Here is a 17,480-nt window from a genome sequence, read left to right on the forward strand (position 1 = left end):
TCGCTGTTGATGTAGTCTTGATTTCCTGAGTTTCATGACTGATTGATATGCAGTAAAGAAATTAATTTTTTGAATGCAATCTGACTATTGATAGATTATAATATTAGGTCATAGGGGAAAAAAATACCCAATGTACATTAAACCTTCTTATAAGTCGTATCATTAATCACCCCATCGAAAAGTTTATTTTCAATATTTTAAATTTTTGTTTCAATCGTCGCAAGTTTTGTTGCTAGAATTTTATGCCTTTGATCCCTTACCTCAAGGGTAGTCTTTGGTAAGTCAGTACCCTTTCTATCAGCTTGTCAAGAAATTCTGGAGTGAAGCTGATGTATTTCGGTAATTCCTGAATTTTTTGATGAACCGATGCTCCTGAAATATTGATATTACAATGCTTAATGCAGCGGCAGTACATATAATATTTATTTTTACCCTTGCTCCAACCAGCTGTCATATTTGTACTGCAACAAGGACTTTGTAAAATGCCCTTCAAAGGAAATTCTTCCTTAGGTTTGGGATTCATGGATCTTTTACCGTTCCCGCTTTTCGAATAATCCTTTATGAGTGTGAACTACTTTTTAGATACTTTATAAAACGAATATTTATAAAGAGCCTACGGAAATAGATTTAAAGCTATCAAATATCAGTTCTTCCTTGCATCAATTGCAGTATACACCGAATTTGCCTTCGACAAAAGCCTATGCGCCAGGGTAAGTTGGCGAGTTATCTATCAAAATTTAAATTATAACCATTATGAAAATCAACCAATTGTTCGAAAAACGAATTGAACTAAAAAATTGCCAAATCAATGGTGGTCGGTTAGCTGCCACCCAAAAAACCACTTCAACCAGTACCTGTGTTCAGGGCTGTTCAGACACCAGATACACGGTTAAAGACGACAACAAGACTACGATTCAGGTTTGTACCGACTATAACTGTCCGGATTAACACCAGCTCTTACGCGAACAATAACCATAATCTGGAAAAATTAATCTAATTATTTTAATAAGCAAATTTCAAAAAAATGAAAATTAATAAAGGTTTATTCGAGAAAAAGATCGACTTAAAAAGCTGTCAGATCAACGGAGGCAAAATGGCCTTTGGTACAATGAGCGATTGTCAGGTACGAACCGGTACAACCAGTTGCCCAGATACACATTATACGTATTATAATGATGATGGAAGCATCAGAAGCACCAGGACGGTTTACAATCTTTCAAATTCTATTGATTAAGAATTGAAAAATAAAAATGGAGGTACATCCTCCATTTTTAACGGGTTAACGGGTAGTAAGGCAAAACTAATTTTAAACCAGTTTACAACATATAAGTATATGGTCATAATTTTCTCCATCAGCGACGATTACTCAACAAGCAGGGTAATTAACTGGTTAATAAACCTAAAGAAAGATTTTATACGAATTAATGAAAATACCGATGTAAAATTAATTTCTCTTACAGATACAGCCTTCACCCTCCATATTGATGGTAAAACAGTTTGTAGCAATGAAATAACAAAGATCTGGTATAGAAGAGGTGATCTGTTTTTTCAACAAAACTTTGACAGCGAATATCTGAATAACTACCTGTTAACAGAAAATGAAAGCTTAATGGAATATATCCACTACACTTTCGATAAAATGGAATCGATAAACAATTTCGCAACCAGAGATGTCAATAAACTTCAGGTACTTGATTTATGCAATAAATTTAAAATCCTGACACCAAACTTTATGGTTAGCGGCAATAAAGGCGCTCTGTTGGATTTTTACAACAAAGAAAAAAACATCATCTCCAAACCCTTAAACTCGCCACTCTCTGTTTACGATTCAGATAACTTTATTCACTTAGCCTATACAACAGAAATCGACGTAAATGATATCAATGAATTACCAGATGAGTTTGTTCCTACATTTTTCCAGAAAAACATTATAAAAGATTACGAGATAAGGTGTTTTTATCTGGACGGAGATTTCTATGCGATGGCAATCTTTTCGCAAAAAAATAAAAGGACCGAAGTAGATTTTAGAAACTATGATAATTCAAAGCCAAATCGATTAAATCCCTATCAGTTTCCAAAGTCTTATCAAAAAAAGATTAAGCAGCTGCTAGATCATATCGGCCTAAATTGTGCTTCATTTGATGTCGTTTCTTCTAAAGAAGACCATCAGTATTATTTTTTGGACCTTAACCCTATAGGCCAGTTCGGTATGGTATCTAACCCCTGCAACTATAATCTCGAAAAGGCTCTTGCTTTAAACCTCTGATATGAAAAAAATTAAAGTTGAAATACAAAAAGGAGTAGCACCTGTTCATTTAAAATCTTTAATCAAGAAAGAAAGGCCCGACTACCTCATTAAAACCAGGGCATCAAAGATTTTTGCCACCAACAGTTTACAATTAGACCTATTTTATAAATCGCCGTTATGAGGAAATTCTTTCTAAGAAACCAGTTATGTATTCCGGTCAAAGGTTACAATAGGGCAATCATTTATGATATACTTCGAAAAGATTATTTCTTCATTTCGAAAGCACATTTTTACATTTTAGATACAGATGATTTCATCGACTTTAATAAAATCGAAGATGAGGAAGAAAGGCAATCCCTCATTGATTTTTTAATTAACGAAGAAATTGTATTCGAACTTGCCGATCAAAACCAGAAACAATGCTTTACAGCGCTCAACAGAAAGCTAGAAGTACCCAATAAAATCACAAACATTGTACTGCATACCAATGTAGACCTTAATTTCTTTGATTGCATTAAAGAGGAATATATTCTAAATCTATCTATTATTGCCCCTCAGGTAGATGATAACTTGTTTAAGGTTTTAAAAAGGATAGACACCCTTGAAATAGATAGTGTTTACCTATACATCGAAAATTTCGATCACGATGCTTTAGAAGATCATCGTAAACGGCTAAGCGATCATAACTTGGTTTTTTCTGTAAACTTTTTCAATTCAAAAAATAGTATAGAAAAAACCGAGCTGTATCAAAACGTCTACTTTAATTATTTTGATGAAGAATTTACAGTCTATAAACGCAAATTAACGATAGATAAACTAGGCATCAATACAGAGCATTTTTTAGAAGCTTATAACTTCCATTCCTATTATTTTGGCAAGGTGTATATCGATAGCGATGGTAACATCAAAAATGGTTTAAACAATACCCTAAGCTTTGGCCAGGTTAAATCAATCTCTTCGGTGCAGTTTTTAAATCTGATCTCATCCGATCAGTTTCAGGAATTGGGAAATATTCAGAAAGATAGTATGCTGGTTTGTTGTGATTGTGAATTCAGGTACATGTGTGTAGATAGTCGGGTTCCTGTTAAAGGTATTGACAAGTGGTATCATCCAATCGAATGCGCCTACAATCCGTATTTATCAAAATGGGATGATGAAGTAGACTACCTTGATCTAAATCACTGCGGGGTTACTATTTCAGCCTCCGGATGCTTTATAGATAAGGAACAGTTATCTCAAAAATTCAATAGTATCTGGTCTGCTTAATATGAAAAAATTCCCCTTTTTTAAACAGCCTGACGCTAAGGATTGCGGTCCAACTTGCCTGCGTATTATAGCTAGGTACTATAATAAAAGTATTCCATTACAGCAAATCAGAATGCTTTCTGAAACAACCAGAGAAGGAAGTGGTTTAATGGGGCTTAGTAATGCAGCGGAGCATTTAGGGTTTAGAACATTGGGGGTTAAGATAGATTTCAATACGATGGTTGCAGATGCACCGTTGCCTTGTATTGTGCATTGGAATAAAAACCACTATGTCGTAGTTTATAAAATTGATAAAGCAGGCCGGGTTTATATTTCAGATCCCAGCTTTGGTTTAATTACTTATACCAAAGAAGAATTTTTAAAATGTTGGATTGGTGAAAATGCGAATGAAAATACAGAAGAAGGTATTGCGCTAATTCTTGAGACCACCCCTGAATTTTATAAAAGTGAATTTGACGATGAAGAAAAGAAAGCAAGCTTTTCTTTTTTATCTAAATACCTGCTTAAGTACAGGTCACTTGTTGCTCAGCTTATAATTGGCCTTTTGGCAGGGAGTATATTATCCCTCATTTTTCCTTTTCTTACTCAAAGTATTGTAGATGTAGGAATTCAAAATCAGGATCTAAATTTTATATATCTGGTCTTACTTGCCCAGGTTATGCTCTTTTTAGGTAAAATGGGCTTAGAAATTATCAGGAGCTGGATAATGTTACACCTTTCTGCACGCATAAATATAGCTATCATTTCAGATTTTTTCATTAAGCTTATGAGGCTTCCCATCAGCTTTTTTGATACCAGAATGACAGGAGATATCATGCAAAGAATTAACGATCATCATAGGATAGAGCAATTGCTTACCAATTCTTCGCTCAATACACTGTTCTCGATGGTTAACCTGGTTATTTTTAGTGTCATTCTGTTAATTTACGACTACCGTTTGTTTATCGTTTACTTAATTGGGGCAGTTTTATACATTGGCTGGATTAGTTTTTTTCTGAAAAAAAGAAAGGAGTTAGATTATAAAAAGTTCTCGCAAACGGCACAGGAACAAAGCAAGGTAATGGAACTCATTAACGGCATGCAGGAAATAAAAATGCACAATGCCGAAAAACAAAAGCGTTGGGATTGGGAATTCCTACAGGTCAAATTATTCAAAATTCAGATAAAGGCGCTTTCGTTAGAGCAATGGCAGTCTGTTGGAGGAGGTTTTATCAATCAAGTCAAAGATATTTTGGTAAGCTTCCTGGCCGCAAAATTAGTTTTAAGTGGAAACCTTACCTTGGGTATGATGCTCTCTGTGCAGTATATTATTGGCCAGCTTAATGCGCCGTTGTTACAATTGATTGATTTCATCAGGCAAGCCCAGGATGCCAGAATATCGTTAGAAAGGTTAGGAGAGATTCATGATAAAGAAGATGAAGAAAATACCAGCGAGCAATATGCTACAGAAATACCACAGCAAAATATTGCGTTGAATAACCTCTCCTTTAGGTATACCGGCTCAGATTCTTTCGTCTTTCAAAATTTAAACCTGACCATCCCATACCAAAAAACAACTGCAATTGTTGGTGCGAGTGGTAGCGGAAAAACCACACTGCTAAAGCTATTGACAAAGTTTTATGAACCTAGTACTGGCGAAATTAAGATAGGAAACACCAACATGAAAAATATTTCGCCCAGGTTTTGGCGTAGTCACTGTGGTGTTGTGATGCAAGAAAGCCATGTGTTTGATGATACTATTGCCAATAATATAGGTATTGGTGAAGATATTGTAGATAAAGAAAAACTACGAAAGGCAATTGATATTGCCAATATTAAGGAGTTTATAGAAAGCCTGCCTTTGAGTTATAATACTAAGATTGGTAACGAAGGTTTGGGAGTAAGTGGTGGTCAAAAACAACGGATTTTTATTGCAAGGGCGGTTTATAAATCACCCGACTACATCTTTTTTGATGAGGCTACAAGTGCATTAGATGCCAATAACGAAAAGATAATTATAGAAAATTTAGAGCAGTTTTTTAAAGGGAAGACTGCAATTGTTATTGCCCATAGATTGTCTACAGTAAAACATGCAGATAAAATTATTGTATTGGACAAGGGGATGGTTGTAGAAGAAGGCAATCATGCCGAACTGGTGTCAAAAAAGGGAGAGTATTATAGATTAATCAAAAATCAACTGGAACTTGGAAACTAAGAAAGACATATTAGACCAGATAGAACTGCGTTCTGAAAGTGTTCAGGATCTTCTGTCTGAACCACCGCATTGGATGTTTCGTTGGGGAAATGTGATTATTTTTTGTGCGATTTTGATGATTTTGATGATGAGTTATTTGATCAGGTATCCAGAATTTGTGCCCGCCACCATTATCGTAACCTCACAGAATCCTACCGAAAAGGTGGAGGCAAGAACTGATTCCAGGATTGAAAAAATATTCATCAAAGATCATCAAAAAGTGAAGAAAGATGAGGTATTAATGGTTTTACAATCTACAGCAAATTATAAAAATATTCTGGAACTTAAGATGATTGTAGATTCTATTTCTTCAGTTCAACTGTTTTCCTTTCCGGTTCAAAAAATATCAGCTTTTAAATTAGGAGAGCTTCAAAGCGACTACAATGCCTTTGCAAAAGCCTTCCAGGATGAAAAGTTGTTTGCAAAATTTCGCCCCTATGCCCCAGAGCATATTGCTGCCAGCCAGAATATTGCTGAATATAGAGGGCGAATAGTAACCTTAAAACAACAGAAAGATTTGGAACTTGAAAAATTCGAGCTGATAAGAAAAAATTATCAACGCTCACAAAAGCTGTTTAGTCTGAAAGTTATTTCAACAATGGAATTGGAAAGTGAAAGAATTAAATTTTTACAAGCACAGCAAAGTTTAGAAAATATCAATATTTCAATATCTCAAACAGAAGAGGGCATCTCCAATTTTTATAAAACAAAAAGTAGCGCAACAATAAATACCGAAAAAGATAAAATTAATTATGCCTCTCAAACTTTACAGCTGTTTGAACAATTAAGAAAGTCATTAAAACAATGGGAGCAGAGTTACCTGATTGTTTCTTCTACAGAGGGTATTGCAAGTTTTCAGCAGTTTTGGGGAGAAAATCAGTTTATAAAAAGAGGGGATGCGATCTTATCTGTATTGCCCATCAATAATAAAACGCTGATTGGGAAAATGTCAGTCTCAGCAACTAATTCCGGAAAAATTTATTCGGGGGGTAAAGTGCTCATCAAATTGGAGAATTATCCTTATCAGGAATATGGTATTGTAGAAGGAAGAGTGCAAAACATATCTTTGACCCCTGATGCAAAAGGAAATTATTATGTAGATGTTATTCTTCCCAAAGGGCTAAAAACTTCTCATTATAAAAGTCTTATTTTTGATAAAGAGCTTAAAGGCAAGGCCGAAATCGTAACCCAGGATTTAAGGTTAATTGAAAGGGTATTCTATCAGTTCAGAAAACTTTTAAGATACCAGGTTGATTAGAATTGGAGGATCTTGATAAATAATTTTAATGAATGAATAGCACAGTAACCCCTCTTGTTCGTTTTCTGTTTTGTGGTGCCTTGATATTCTGTGCATGCAGAAATGAAGAAAATACTTCTAAAATGCAGAAAAAAAATATGCATAGGAGCAATCCTGAAAAGGATTATCTGGAAGCAGTTATAGCGATGGATACCCTATCAACTGAGACCTACAAAAGAGTAATTGATAAGCATGACAGTCTTTTTAAGATTTATAACAATCCAGTTGACCCCTATCTTCATTATTTCAAAGGGAGAAAGTATCTGTTAGAAAAGAAAAGAGACAGTGCGATTGCGGAGTATCAGAAGATGAAAAGCAAAAGGCTCAATGACACGATAGAACTATTGAAGACTTACAGTATTCTAAGTCAGAGCTTTGGAGATGGACTATTGGTAGAATCAGGAGTAATGGAAAAAATAATTTCCGCTATGGAAGTTGCAGAACGGACTCATAGCCCTATTACTTACCGATTTTACGATTTGCTGGCCAAAGCTTATTTTCAAAACCAGAATGAGAAAGCATCGTTCAAATACTCGGGGCTGTATTATGAAAATCATCCATATAAAACTCATTCAGTTGTTAAACAACGTTACTATGATATTTCTTTTCTGCTGGCATCTCGATTAGGAGATGATCAGAAAATGAAGTTTTATAATAGCAAGGCCCGTGAACTGGCTGTTAAAATTGGTGACAGCCTTGCCATTGCCCGTAGCTACGATAATGAATCGCAGATTTATGCCAGGCAGAATCAGAATGAAAAATCTTTGCAATATAGTAGGTTATATTTCAATTATCTGAAAAAACATAACAACCTAAATGACATTGCTTTTAACAATCTGGCCACATCTTTTATTCGAAATAAGCAGCCCGATTCAGCAATCAAATATTATCGTGAGGGTATTGAACTCGAAAAAAAGAATCTGTTTAAAAAACGAAAAGGACTGTATTACAACGGCCTTAAAGATGCCTATGTACTAAAGGGAGATTTTGCCAGGGCGATGGAGGCTGCAGATTCTGCTTATACTATCGAACTCAGGAATTTTCAGGCAATTGAAGCGGTTAAAATTGCGGAATTGCAGGAGAAATACGAAACTGAAAAAAAGGACCAAAGTATTCAAGAACTAAACGAGCGAAATAAGTTAAACGAAGCCGCTATAAAGCAGCAACGCTGGACGCTTGTTTTACTCACATTGATTTTTTTGAGTATTTTTCTTTTCTTTTATATTCTTTACAATCAACAGCGTTTAAAGCAAAAAAACAGATTACTAAAATCTGAGAACCAAAGACTAAATATTGAACAAAAGTTGTTGCAAACTCAACTAAATCCACATTTTATTTTTAATGCAATTGCGAACCTTCAGAGTTTAATAGCCTCGGGTCATGTTGAAGAACCTGTTTGTTATCTTAACTCATTTTCTAGTTTACTGCGAGGAGTTTTAGAGCAAAACAGAAAGGATTTTATTGAGTTAAGTGAAGAATTAAATTCCTTAAATAACTATATCCGACTTCAACAAATGCGTTATGTAGGTGTGTTTGATTATCAGATAATTGTAGATGAAGGTTTAAATCTTGAACACATACTTATCCCTCCAATGCTTATACAACCCTTTGTAGAAAATGCCATAGAACACGGTTTTAGACTTATAAGTCATAAAGGCATGTTAAACATCTCATTTAACAAGGTAAATGAGATGTTATTCATAAGTGTGGATGACAATGGCAGTGGACTCAGAAGTAATGATGTAAACAAACAAAAGAAGCAATCCTTAGCCCAGGTTATTTTGAGAGAGCGATTGGCACTACTTTTTTCATCACATGAGCAAAGTGCAAAATTTACGGTTAACGATAAAAAAGAAGGCCATGGCGTAATCGCTGAAATCACAATACCCTTAATTGAAGAATAAAAGACGATAAAAATGAAATTATATATCCTCGAAGATGAAGTGCGAATTATGCAGCATATTTTGCAGATTGTAAAAAAAATCAGCTATCTCGAAGTAGTAGGCGTCACAGATAGAGTTTCGATAGCTGCAATCGAGATACCTGCATTGGCACCGGATATTATTCTTGCGGATATCCGGCTAAAGGATGGTGATAGCTTTCACCTTTTCGATGAGATCGGAATGAATGATTTTCAGGTAGTTTTTCTTACTGCTTATGATCAGTATGCAATTCAAGCATTGAATTTAGGTGCTTTCGGCTACCTGCTTAAACCTATAGATGAGATTTCTTTAAGTGCAATTTTTAATAAATGTTTTCATCATCGGGAACAGGAAAGCTTTAGTCAGCAGCAATTGGCCATTGCCAAAGCACATTACCTTGCACAAGGAGTAGGCGCAGCCAGACGTGTTGCACTAAAAAGCATCGAATGCATTGAAATCGTTGCGATAGATGACATTGTGTTTTGTAAGAGTGATAAAGGATATACAACCTTTTATTTAATAGATGGAAGAGAAATACTTGTTTCAAAAGGGCTAAAAGAATATGAGAGCTCACTTACCCCATTCGGTTTTTTGAGGTGCCATCAATCTTATCTGGTAAATTTTCAATTCGTTAAAAAGTATTACCGTGAGGGTTACTTACTGATGGAAAATAAAGCACAGATATTGGTCTCAAGCCGAAAAAAGGAAGAGGTGTTAAAGTATTTAGAGAATATTGCTTAGTTCGATAAACTCATATCTGTTTGTTCGGAATATACCGGCTAATCGGCCCTCACAAACCATTCATCATAAGCCGCCTCTTGCCCATTTCCATCTGTAAGTATGCCGGATGTATGGAGCTTACCGTTTTCAAATTTTAAATCAAATTTTGCTTTCATGCTCTTAAAATCCTTGTATGAAGCAAAACTAATAAACTCTTCATAAACACCATTTTTTAAGGTGTATAGGCCACCCGCACAGGATACTACAAGCTTCTGGTTATCTGCCTTTGGAATAGCCTGTTCACGTATGACTACAACCATGCCCGGAGTAAATACTTTGCGCATGCTTGCCGAGGTGCTATCTGCAGTAAACACGCTGCCATCAGGATTATTTACCCGCTGAGATATTACTCTCCAGGTCCCGGTTAGTTCTTTGCTTTGTGTCGGAACTTCAACCTTGCTATACCATTCATCGTAAGTGGTGATGATTCCATCAGCACCCGAAAGGGTACCAACTGTATGCATTTTGCCATTTTCCATTGTCAATTTAAACTTCACCTTTAGGTCCTTATAGTCTTTATAGGAAGCAAATTCTGTAAACTCTTCATAAACGTCGCCATTTAAAGAATAATGGCCGCCGGCACAAGAAACTACCATTTTTTGATTGTCTAATTGTGGTATTCTTCTTTCGCCGACATTAACAAACATGGTTGGCGTATAAACCTTTATCTGATTTAAAGCGGCACTATCGGAAGTAGTTACACCGCCTTCAGAATTTATAATTTTTTGAGATACCAATCTCCAGGTCCCTTCAATGTTAAGCCGGGTTTGCCCAGATGAATTTAGGGAGAAGATCACTAATATAGCGATGGTAAGAGAGATAATTTTAGCGTTCATACTTATATTTAGTTTCTCTAAGATAAGAATCTTATTTAATGAAAAGATGATCTTGCCAATAAAGGCCTGTCACTTGTGTAACTGCTCCCGGGTAAAAACAATGAGCTAAAAAATGGATGATATTGAACATTTTATAAAATGGATAAGTTGGCAATCTGAAAAAGAAGGAATCATGCTTTTAATGGAATGGAATATGAGAATATGGCGCCATTTGGTTCTGCATTCTGTGCCCAAATTCGACCCCCAAGTTTTTGAATAAAATCTTTGCACATGGAAAGGGCTATCCCCGCTCCATGTTGTGTAGATGAACCGAAGTTACTGGATACTGAAAATAGTTTACTGAGCGTCTGCTCATCCATTCCGCGGCCTTCATCTGTTATGGATATAGTAATCAAATGATCGTCCTGTGTGCAACTAATTGTAATTGTCCCACCCTCAGGGGAGAATTTAGCGGCATTAGACAGTAAATTTCGATTAACGAATTGTAGCATTTCCTTATCCGATGTTGCAATTACGTATTTTGGTATTTGGTTTGACAATGTTATCTTTTTTGGAATCATTTGCGGCATAACAATGTCAGCCGATTCACTAAAAAGGTCATGCAGTACTAGTGTTTCAGCTTTATATTGATAACCGGACAATTGTTGTTTGATCCATTGCAATATGATGTCGAATGACTCCAGCATATCTGAAGCTCTCTTTTCTATATCACCATAAAACTGTTCCATTTCCTCTTTCGTAAATTCTGGATTGTCCTTCATTAAACCAGCAATGCTTATTGTAGAGATAAGTGGAGTTCTGAAATCATGTGCTAAAATAGAGAAGAGTTTGTTTTTGAATTCGTCCGTTGCCTGTAGGGTCTTATTTTGTTCCAATATTTGCCGGTTGAGTTTTCCCAGCTCACTTTCATGTTTACGCGAAACCTGGTATAAGCGATACATGAAAAGGAGTAGAAATAAACTGACTACACAAATGGACACCAGCAGCCATATTTTGGTCTTGCTATTTTTATTTATGATACTTAAAACAGCATTATCACCTTGTATGATATTGTATTTAATGTAATCTCCAACAAATTTTTTCAAATTCTCATTCTCTTCGGCCATTGTGGTTTCCAGTAGCTTCTGAACGCTGATAATTTTATCCTTATTGCCCAATAATTCAGTAAAGCTTAAAACATCCTGCAATAATGGGATCAACGCCACTACATAACCGTTTTCTTTAGCCAATTGATAACTACTCCATGCATAATGCAAAGCACTATCTGGTTGGTTTTTATAATATCGGGCGTAGGAATTCAACAAGTAAATTTCCTGTTCATTAAGCTCATATTTTCGCGCTTCAGCTAAGGCATCAGCCAGCACCTTTAACGATTCTTTAATACGACCTTTTTTTAGTAGAAAATCGGATTCTAACTCCTTTACTCCAATTAGCATTCGGTAATCATTATACCTGGAAGCAATTTCCCGAGTTTTATTTATATAGTACTGACTACTATCATCAGAAAGAGTTGAATTAGCCATGCAATAATTGGCATACGCCAGGCTCATAATACTGTCTTTACTTCCTGTTCGAATGACCTGTCTCAAAAGATTAAGAGCTTTTGTAGAATCATTAAGACTTCCATATACATTGCTCATATTTATTGTTACCTGACTAACGTTTGCGCTGTCCTTTTGAGCGCTATAAGCAGACAATGCTTGGGTTAATAGTTGAAGAGATTCCTGGTACATCCCCCTCATAGCGAAAATAGTCGCTATAACATTATCAGCATCTGCTACTCCTTTCGGATATTGTAACCTAGTGGCCATCTCTTTGGCCTTTATACTATAATAAAGAGCGCTATCCAGATTCCGCATATGATAGAGCATTCCTAAGCGGTTTATGGAATTGATATAACCGATACTGTCTTTAACAGAAGACAATTTCTGTTTCTCTGCTCTTATTAAATTGGATTGTCCTTGTATTGTGCCATAACAAAATAGTAGGACCGGCAAAAAGTAAGGCAATAGTTTTGGTAAGCGCATGGTGAAAATAGGAATAGATCAAACTAATTTAGTTTTTAATTTAAATAAACTCAATTGAAAATAGACTTATTCATTTCATTTATTTATAGATTGCGCCTTGAGATGGTTACAGAATTTGCATCCGTTTATTTAATAGCGGTCTATAGGTGTCAGATACAGGAATCATAGTGTGATTGACGATTAATGTGCCCCCCTCAATGGAATCTATTTTTCCAAGGTTAACAATAAAAGACCTGTGCACTTTGAAAAATGTATTTTCGGGTAATTTTTGTTCTACAGATTTCAAGGATGAATGGATAGAGTAGTTGGTATTTGAAAGGAAAATTTTTATATAGTCTCCCTTAGCTTCAAAGTATAAAATATCAGATAATTTAATTCGTTTAATGATATTTGAATCTCGGATAAACACAAATTCATCTGCTTCATTTGCAGCCTGCTTTTTGGTTTTGATCAGATTTCGAGCCTTTTGTACCGCTTTCAAAAACCGAACAGATCCTATTGGTTTTGTTAAAAAATCAACTACGTTTAAATCAAAAGCTTCTATAGCATAATCTATTTGAGAAGTAGTAAAAATAATCATAGGGTTTTTACCCTCTAACAATCTTGCTAGCTCAATTCCGCTCATTCTGGGCATCTCAATATCTAAAAAAATGATATCAATATCGTTGTTAAGAATAATCTGATGGGCTTCGGCGGCATTTGTACATTCACCAACCAAGAATAAGGATGGGTCTAAAGTTATTAATTTCTTTAAAACGGCTCTAAATACCGCCTGGTCATCTACAATTAAGCAATTCATCAGAAATAATCTATTTATTAATCCAATATACGTTAATATTTCTATTCAGTAAAGGTACAGCCCGTATTAAACATCACTATAAATTATAACGCTTCAAATCCCCATTTCGACGACAGAATTTGCCTTTCTATCTCCTTTTCGTTTCGCAGATCGTGTTTCAGCAATAGTTTTGATTAATCAATTCACAAAAATATAAGCTATTATGAAAACTATTAAAAACTTTATCATCGTAATTATTTCAGTATTATCTGTCCAATTAGCCAGTGCTCAGTCCATTTCAATGAAAGATCCTGTTAGTTTTAAACTAAAAAATGGGTTGACCATAATTGTTGCAGAGAATGGGGAAAGTAAAAAAATATTTGCAGGTTTTACAGCAGATGAGCGAGCAACTGAAAGCAGTAAATCTGGTGTGCAAGAAGTATTTAACGTTATGATGAATTTCAGCGATAAGGGCGGTAATATAGCTGCAAATACCTCCGATTTTGCTGCCACCTTAATGATATTCTCAAAATCAATACAGGAACCTGCCTTAAACCAAACTTTTTTTGAAACAGCCTTAGCAAAAGTAATTACTAGTGTGAATGCGAAAGACCGCTATTATCCCGAAACAATTACAGAGGCATCACTTCAGGCTATAACTTTAAACGATATCAAAGCATTTTATAGTAAGAATATTATTCCTTCAAATGCATATCTGACTATTGTGGGCAATATCTCTGTCTCCGAGGCTAAAGCTTTAGCAAAGAAATCTTTTGGGGAATGGAACAACCGTTCTAACTCGGAACTATTGGCTACCAAATAGCCTAAATTTAATGGATGAGTTATTGATTAGCTGTACAGAATTATTTTTTTGCAGCTTTTCCTGTTATGGTATATACAGGTTGATATGAGATTGGATTTAGGCTAGGGCTTTATTTGCATTAAATCAATTCATTACAATAGAGCAATAGGGCTTCGTGAATCGGCACCGCATTCGGGAATATGTTGGTGCGTGCCACATTTGGTAAATATGGTGTTTTGGTGTTTATCCTAATACTTACTTTACCGGCTTATATCGAGGAAGGTTTGTGGGATGGTTTTATATGGAAGGAACACACCAACGTATTTTCTATTTTCTCTTCCCTGCCACAAATAATGGACATCAGTATACTAACTTTTCTAGTCCCTTTACTTGCACTGTCACAAAGTACGCATTATGTACTGGATGGCTTTATTTGGAAATTGAAAAGCAGTGAGGGAAAATAGCCTAAAACATCCGCTCATTTTTTCTTGTAAATCTCCATTATGATCGATAAAATGACCTCTAGGTGTTGCAAGGGACTCCCAGCTACCCCGCATAGACTAATATTAAAATCAACTAAAAATCTGAAAATCAACTGATTTCAGGTTTTTTTTGTTTTCCGACCAGAAGCAAAATATGTAACTTTTCTCACCATTCTGGTGAGCAGTGGCCATTATCACTTAAACATGCATCATGATAACATAAATGTAGTGATCAGTTCCTGATGCCTTTTATTTCAGCTTCTTTTCTCTGGCATCAAGACCAGCATATTGCCCAATGTTTCGGCTGTCCGTGTAAGGTTATCTGCTGTACATGCCAACGCAGTTGTGAGATCGTCTGGCTGGTTTCCAATAGGCATTAATACATCGAAATATGCCTGTAAATTTACATTCCGTTTCAGTGGCACCTTCCCCGCGAAGGCAACCACAGGCAGCCCTTTAAGTTTGGCACGGTATGCTACGCCAAAAGGCCCTTTTCCCTGTAAGGTTTGCGCATCAATACTCCCTTCCCCGGTGATGACCAGATCTGCCCGCTCCAGTGAAGAATTAAAATCTGTAAGTGAAAGAAAATGATCTATTCCATTTACCAGTCGGGCATTCAGAAATGCATATAAGCCTGCAGCTGCGCCTCCTGCAGTGCCTCCGTACTTTATCGCAGCCATATCCCTGCCTGTATGGTGTAAAACCACGCCTGAAAGTTTGTTAAGCGCCTGGTCCAATTTTTTTACCTCATCCGGGGAGGCACCTTTTTGCGGGCCGAATACAGCCGCAGATCCCTGGTTACCTAGTAGCATATTGTCTACATCGCACAAAACAATCACTTCACATTTCAATATTCTTTCGTCAAGGGCTGAAAGGTCAATAGTCGCTAAATCTCTAAGATCCTTAGGAAGAATGGCTAACTCATTGCCGTTCGCTGCTAAGAAACGGACACCAAGGGCACGCAAAATGCCGGTGCCACCATCCACAGTAGCTGAGCCACCCATGCCGATTATAATTTTTTCAACCCCCTGGTCAAGTGCTTTTCTGATCATTTCCCCTGTACCGGAAGAATTGGCACGCAAAGGGTTAAGCTCTTCGGGTTTAAGTAACCTTATTCCTGATGCGTCTGCCATTTCTATAACGGCTGTTGCACCATTATCGATCAGGCCAAATACAGCATTTATTGGTCTGCCCAGCGCATCGTGTACTGCCACATCCAATAATGTGCCTTTGCATTTTTTTATAATTAAGGTTGCTGTACCATCCCCGCCATCTGCTACCGGGAAACACTCAGTGGTCACACCGGCCTTACTTCGCCTTAAACCTTCCTGAATAGCAAACGCAGCTTCTTCGGCATTCAGACTGTGTTTAAAGGCATTGGGGGAAATCAGGATGTGCATCATGTCTTCAGTTACAAGTTTACCACGTTTACAGGATTCCCATTTTTATATGCATTCAAATTGGCAATAGTTACCTCCATTAACCTGGCTCTCGCTTCTTTTGTTGCCCAGGCGATGTGAGGTGTAATGATGCAGTTTTTTGCACCGAAAAGCGGGTTGTCCTTCGCAGGCGGCTCAACAGAAAGCACATCGAGGCCCGCTCCGGCAATTTTACTGTTGTTCAATGCTTCGGCAAGATCTTCTTCGATAATGATAGGGCCCCTTGAGGTATTCAAAAGAAAAGCGCTGCTTTTCATTCGCTGTAAGTTTTCTTTATTGATGAGCCCTTTGGTTTCAGGTGTTAGAGGGCAATGGATACTGACAACATCTGACTGCTCCAGCAGTTCGGGTATTTCTGCCCATTTAAAATTACTGCGGTGAGACTGATCTGTCCGGTTCCGGCTTGTTCCAATAACTTTCATTCCAAATGCGGCGGCCACATCAGCAACCTGCCGGCCTATATCACCAAATCCGATAATCCCCATTGTTTTTCCTGTCAGTTCAACCAGCGGATAATCCCAGAAGCAAAAGTCGGGAGCGGAAGCCCAGCGGCCGGAGGTTACCGCATCACTATGGCGCTGTACATGTAGGCAAAGTTCCAGTAAAAGGCCAAAGGTTAGTTGCACGACAGACGGCGTACCATAACCTGGTACATTACTTACTGTTATCCCCTTTTCCCTGGCCACTGCGGTATCCACAATATTATAACCAGTGGCCAGGACTCCAATGTATCTTAAGTCCGGAAGACTGTTTAATGCCTCAGCGTTTACCGGTGTTTTATTGGTAAATATAACATCTGCCCCTTTTGTGCGTTCAACAACTTTGTCTACTGGGGTGCGATCGTACAGGGTTACTTCACCAAATTGTTTTAACTCGTCCCAGCTCAGGTCCCCTGGATTCAGTGTATATCCGTCTAGTATTACGATTTTCATAAAATACTGTCACGACTATTTTGTTTCCCGTATTTTCTTACTGACCTATTCACATAAAAGCAATAAAGCCAAACTGCTAATGATATTATAAAGGTTGGTGCAAGATATTTTATCGGGTAAAGGAGTTTAGTAGTAAGATCAAAACCGCCTACTCCCATTAGTCCAGCAAATAGCATTTCTTTAGATTTTATATTTACCATATTAATTTATATTGGTTTACTAAAGATAACAATTATTTAAAATACAAAACTGGTTGCGTTTTTAAACGAAGTTGAAAATATTTCTCATTATATAGTTTCCTGAAGCAGTACTAACAACTACTATCAAAGCATGCATTTATCACTTGTTTTAATAGCATTATTGTCTGTAGCGTTTTGTATTCTCAACTCGTATAGATACCAACAGACAGAAATCACAATAAAATCTTAAAATCTATGC

Annotated in this window: 16 protein-coding genes; 11 read left to right on the plus strand and 5 right to left on the minus strand. The window is 36.6% G+C overall.

The genetic code is table 11. From position 1 onward, the window contains the following. Positions 1-753: 753 nt before the first annotated feature. The 9 genes from AC1DDK_RS05185 (at position 754) to AC1DDK_RS05225 (ending at position 9,707) form a co-directional block, all read left to right on the plus strand. Positions 754-948 (plus strand): hypothetical protein, encoded by a 195-nt coding sequence (locus tag AC1DDK_RS05185; protein WP_172659964.1) that lies wholly within the window; start codon positions 754-756, stop codon positions 946-948. Positions 949-1,024: 76 nt separating this feature from the next. Next, positions 1,025-1,234 carry a hypothetical protein gene (locus tag AC1DDK_RS05190; protein ID WP_172659965.1) on the plus strand — a complete coding sequence of 70 codons (210 nt, stop codon included), beginning with the start codon at positions 1,025-1,027 and terminating at the stop codon, positions 1,232-1,234. Between the two features lie 99 nt (positions 1,235-1,333). Next, on the plus strand, positions 1,334-2,266 hold the full coding sequence (gene gwsG / locus AC1DDK_RS05195; protein ID WP_288879080.1) for a grasp-with-spasm system ATP-grasp peptide maturase: 933 nt from the start codon (positions 1,334-1,336) through the stop codon (positions 2,264-2,266). 1 nt (position 2,267) lies between these two features. Beyond that, positions 2,268-2,429, plus strand: a complete 162-nt coding sequence (locus AC1DDK_RS05200; RefSeq protein WP_172659967.1) for a hypothetical protein — start codon at positions 2,268-2,270, stop codon at positions 2,427-2,429. Then, positions 2,426-3,514, plus strand: coding sequence for a hypothetical protein (locus AC1DDK_RS05205; protein ID WP_288879081.1), 1,089 nt, complete (start codon positions 2,426-2,428; stop codon positions 3,512-3,514). Before AC1DDK_RS05200 ends, AC1DDK_RS05205 begins: the two co-directional genes overlap by 4 nt. A gap of 1 nt (position 3,515) precedes the next feature. Then, positions 3,516-5,708, plus strand: a complete 2,193-nt coding sequence (locus AC1DDK_RS05210) for a peptidase domain-containing ABC transporter (RefSeq protein ID WP_337716651.1) — start codon at positions 3,516-3,518, stop codon at positions 5,706-5,708. Further along, positions 5,698-7,005, plus strand: a complete 1,308-nt coding sequence (locus AC1DDK_RS05215) for an HlyD family secretion protein (protein ID WP_172659970.1) — start codon at positions 5,698-5,700, stop codon at positions 7,003-7,005. Before AC1DDK_RS05210 ends, AC1DDK_RS05215 begins: the two co-directional genes overlap by 11 nt. A 32-nt stretch (positions 7,006-7,037) precedes the next feature. Continuing rightward, on the plus strand, positions 7,038-8,948 hold the full coding sequence (locus AC1DDK_RS05220; RefSeq protein WP_337716653.1) for a histidine kinase: 1,911 nt from the start codon (positions 7,038-7,040) through the stop codon (positions 8,946-8,948). A 12-nt stretch (positions 8,949-8,960) separates the two neighbouring features. Next, positions 8,961-9,707, plus strand: a complete 747-nt coding sequence (locus AC1DDK_RS05225) for a LytR/AlgR family response regulator transcription factor (protein ID WP_172659972.1) — start codon at positions 8,961-8,963, stop codon at positions 9,705-9,707. A 38-nt stretch (positions 9,708-9,745) separates the two neighbouring features. On the opposite strand, the gene AC1DDK_RS05230 is transcribed toward AC1DDK_RS05225, so the two are convergent. The 3 genes from AC1DDK_RS05230 to AC1DDK_RS05240 all read right to left on the minus strand — a co-directional run bounded on the left by AC1DDK_RS05230 (position 9,746) and on the right by AC1DDK_RS05240 (position 13,408). Then, complete coding sequence (locus AC1DDK_RS05230) at positions 9,746-10,582, minus strand: hypothetical protein (protein ID WP_337716655.1); 837 nt, start codon at positions 10,580-10,582, stop codon at positions 9,746-9,748. Positions 10,583-10,752: 170 nt separating this feature from the next. Continuing rightward, on the minus strand, positions 10,753-12,609 hold the full coding sequence (locus tag AC1DDK_RS05235; RefSeq protein ID WP_337716657.1) for a tetratricopeptide repeat-containing sensor histidine kinase: 1,857 nt from the start codon (positions 12,607-12,609) through the stop codon (positions 10,753-10,755). A 106-nt stretch (positions 12,610-12,715) separates the two neighbouring features. Further along, on the minus strand, positions 12,716-13,408 hold the full coding sequence (locus tag AC1DDK_RS05240) for a LytR/AlgR family response regulator transcription factor (protein WP_337716659.1): 693 nt from the start codon (positions 13,406-13,408) through the stop codon (positions 12,716-12,718). Between the two features lie 202 nt (positions 13,409-13,610). Between AC1DDK_RS05240 and AC1DDK_RS05245 the strand changes: the two genes are divergently transcribed. Next, entirely contained in the window at positions 13,611-14,210 is a 600-nt protein-coding gene (locus AC1DDK_RS05245; protein ID WP_337716660.1) for an insulinase family protein, read from the plus strand. A 218-nt stretch (positions 14,211-14,428) separates the two neighbouring features. Next, positions 14,429-14,653, plus strand: coding sequence for a hypothetical protein (locus AC1DDK_RS05250; protein ID WP_337716662.1), 225 nt, complete (start codon positions 14,429-14,431; stop codon positions 14,651-14,653). Positions 14,654-14,925: 272 nt separating this feature from the next. Here AC1DDK_RS05250 and AC1DDK_RS05255 read toward each other — a convergent pair whose 3' ends face one another. Further along, positions 14,926-16,074, minus strand: coding sequence for a glycerate kinase (locus AC1DDK_RS05255; protein ID WP_337716664.1), 1,149 nt, complete (start codon positions 16,072-16,074; stop codon positions 14,926-14,928). Positions 16,075-16,082: 8 nt separating this feature from the next. Then, positions 16,083-17,042, minus strand: a complete 960-nt coding sequence (locus AC1DDK_RS05260; RefSeq protein ID WP_172659978.1) for a D-2-hydroxyacid dehydrogenase — start codon at positions 17,040-17,042, stop codon at positions 16,083-16,085. Positions 17,043-17,480: the final 438 nt, after the last annotated feature.

The organism is Pedobacter sp. 05T44 (assembly GCF_056395985.1).

What these genes read in the sequence shown, in the direction of transcription:
- AC1DDK_RS05240 (WP_337716659.1), bottom strand. Translation starts at nt 13,408, where the DNA reads ATGAATTGCTTAATTGTAGATGACCAGGCGGTATTTAGAGCCGTTTTA.
- AC1DDK_RS05220 (WP_337716653.1), top strand. Translation starts at nt 7,038, where the DNA reads ATGAATAGCACAGTAACCCCTCTTGTTCGTTTTCTGTTTTGTGGTGCC.
- AC1DDK_RS05185 (WP_172659964.1), top strand. Translation starts at nt 754, where the DNA reads ATGAAAATCAACCAATTGTTCGAAAAACGAATTGAACTAAAAAATTGC.
- AC1DDK_RS05210 (WP_337716651.1), top strand. Translation starts at nt 3,516, where the DNA reads ATGAAAAAATTCCCCTTTTTTAAACAGCCTGACGCTAAGGATTGCGGT.
- AC1DDK_RS05255 (WP_337716664.1), bottom strand. Translation starts at nt 16,074, where the DNA reads ATGATGCACATCCTGATTTCCCCCAATGCCTTTAAACACAGTCTGAAT.
- AC1DDK_RS05190 (WP_172659965.1), top strand. Translation starts at nt 1,025, where the DNA reads ATGAAAATTAATAAAGGTTTATTCGAGAAAAAGATCGACTTAAAAAGC.
- AC1DDK_RS05235 (WP_337716657.1), bottom strand. Translation starts at nt 12,609, where the DNA reads ATGCGCTTACCAAAACTATTGCCTTACTTTTTGCCGGTCCTACTATTT.
- AC1DDK_RS05245 (WP_337716660.1), top strand. Translation starts at nt 13,611, where the DNA reads ATGAAAACTATTAAAAACTTTATCATCGTAATTATTTCAGTATTATCT.
- AC1DDK_RS05260 (WP_172659978.1), bottom strand. Translation starts at nt 17,042, where the DNA reads ATGAAAATCGTAATACTAGACGGATATACACTGAATCCAGGGGACCTG.
- gwsG (WP_288879080.1), top strand. Translation starts at nt 1,334, where the DNA reads ATGGTCATAATTTTCTCCATCAGCGACGATTACTCAACAAGCAGGGTA.
- AC1DDK_RS05230 (WP_337716655.1), bottom strand. Translation starts at nt 10,582, where the DNA reads ATGAACGCTAAAATTATCTCTCTTACCATCGCTATATTAGTGATCTTC.
- AC1DDK_RS05205 (WP_288879081.1), top strand. Translation starts at nt 2,426, where the DNA reads ATGAGGAAATTCTTTCTAAGAAACCAGTTATGTATTCCGGTCAAAGGT.
- AC1DDK_RS05225 (WP_172659972.1), top strand. Translation starts at nt 8,961, where the DNA reads ATGAAATTATATATCCTCGAAGATGAAGTGCGAATTATGCAGCATATT.
- AC1DDK_RS05200 (WP_172659967.1), top strand. Translation starts at nt 2,268, where the DNA reads ATGAAAAAAATTAAAGTTGAAATACAAAAAGGAGTAGCACCTGTTCAT.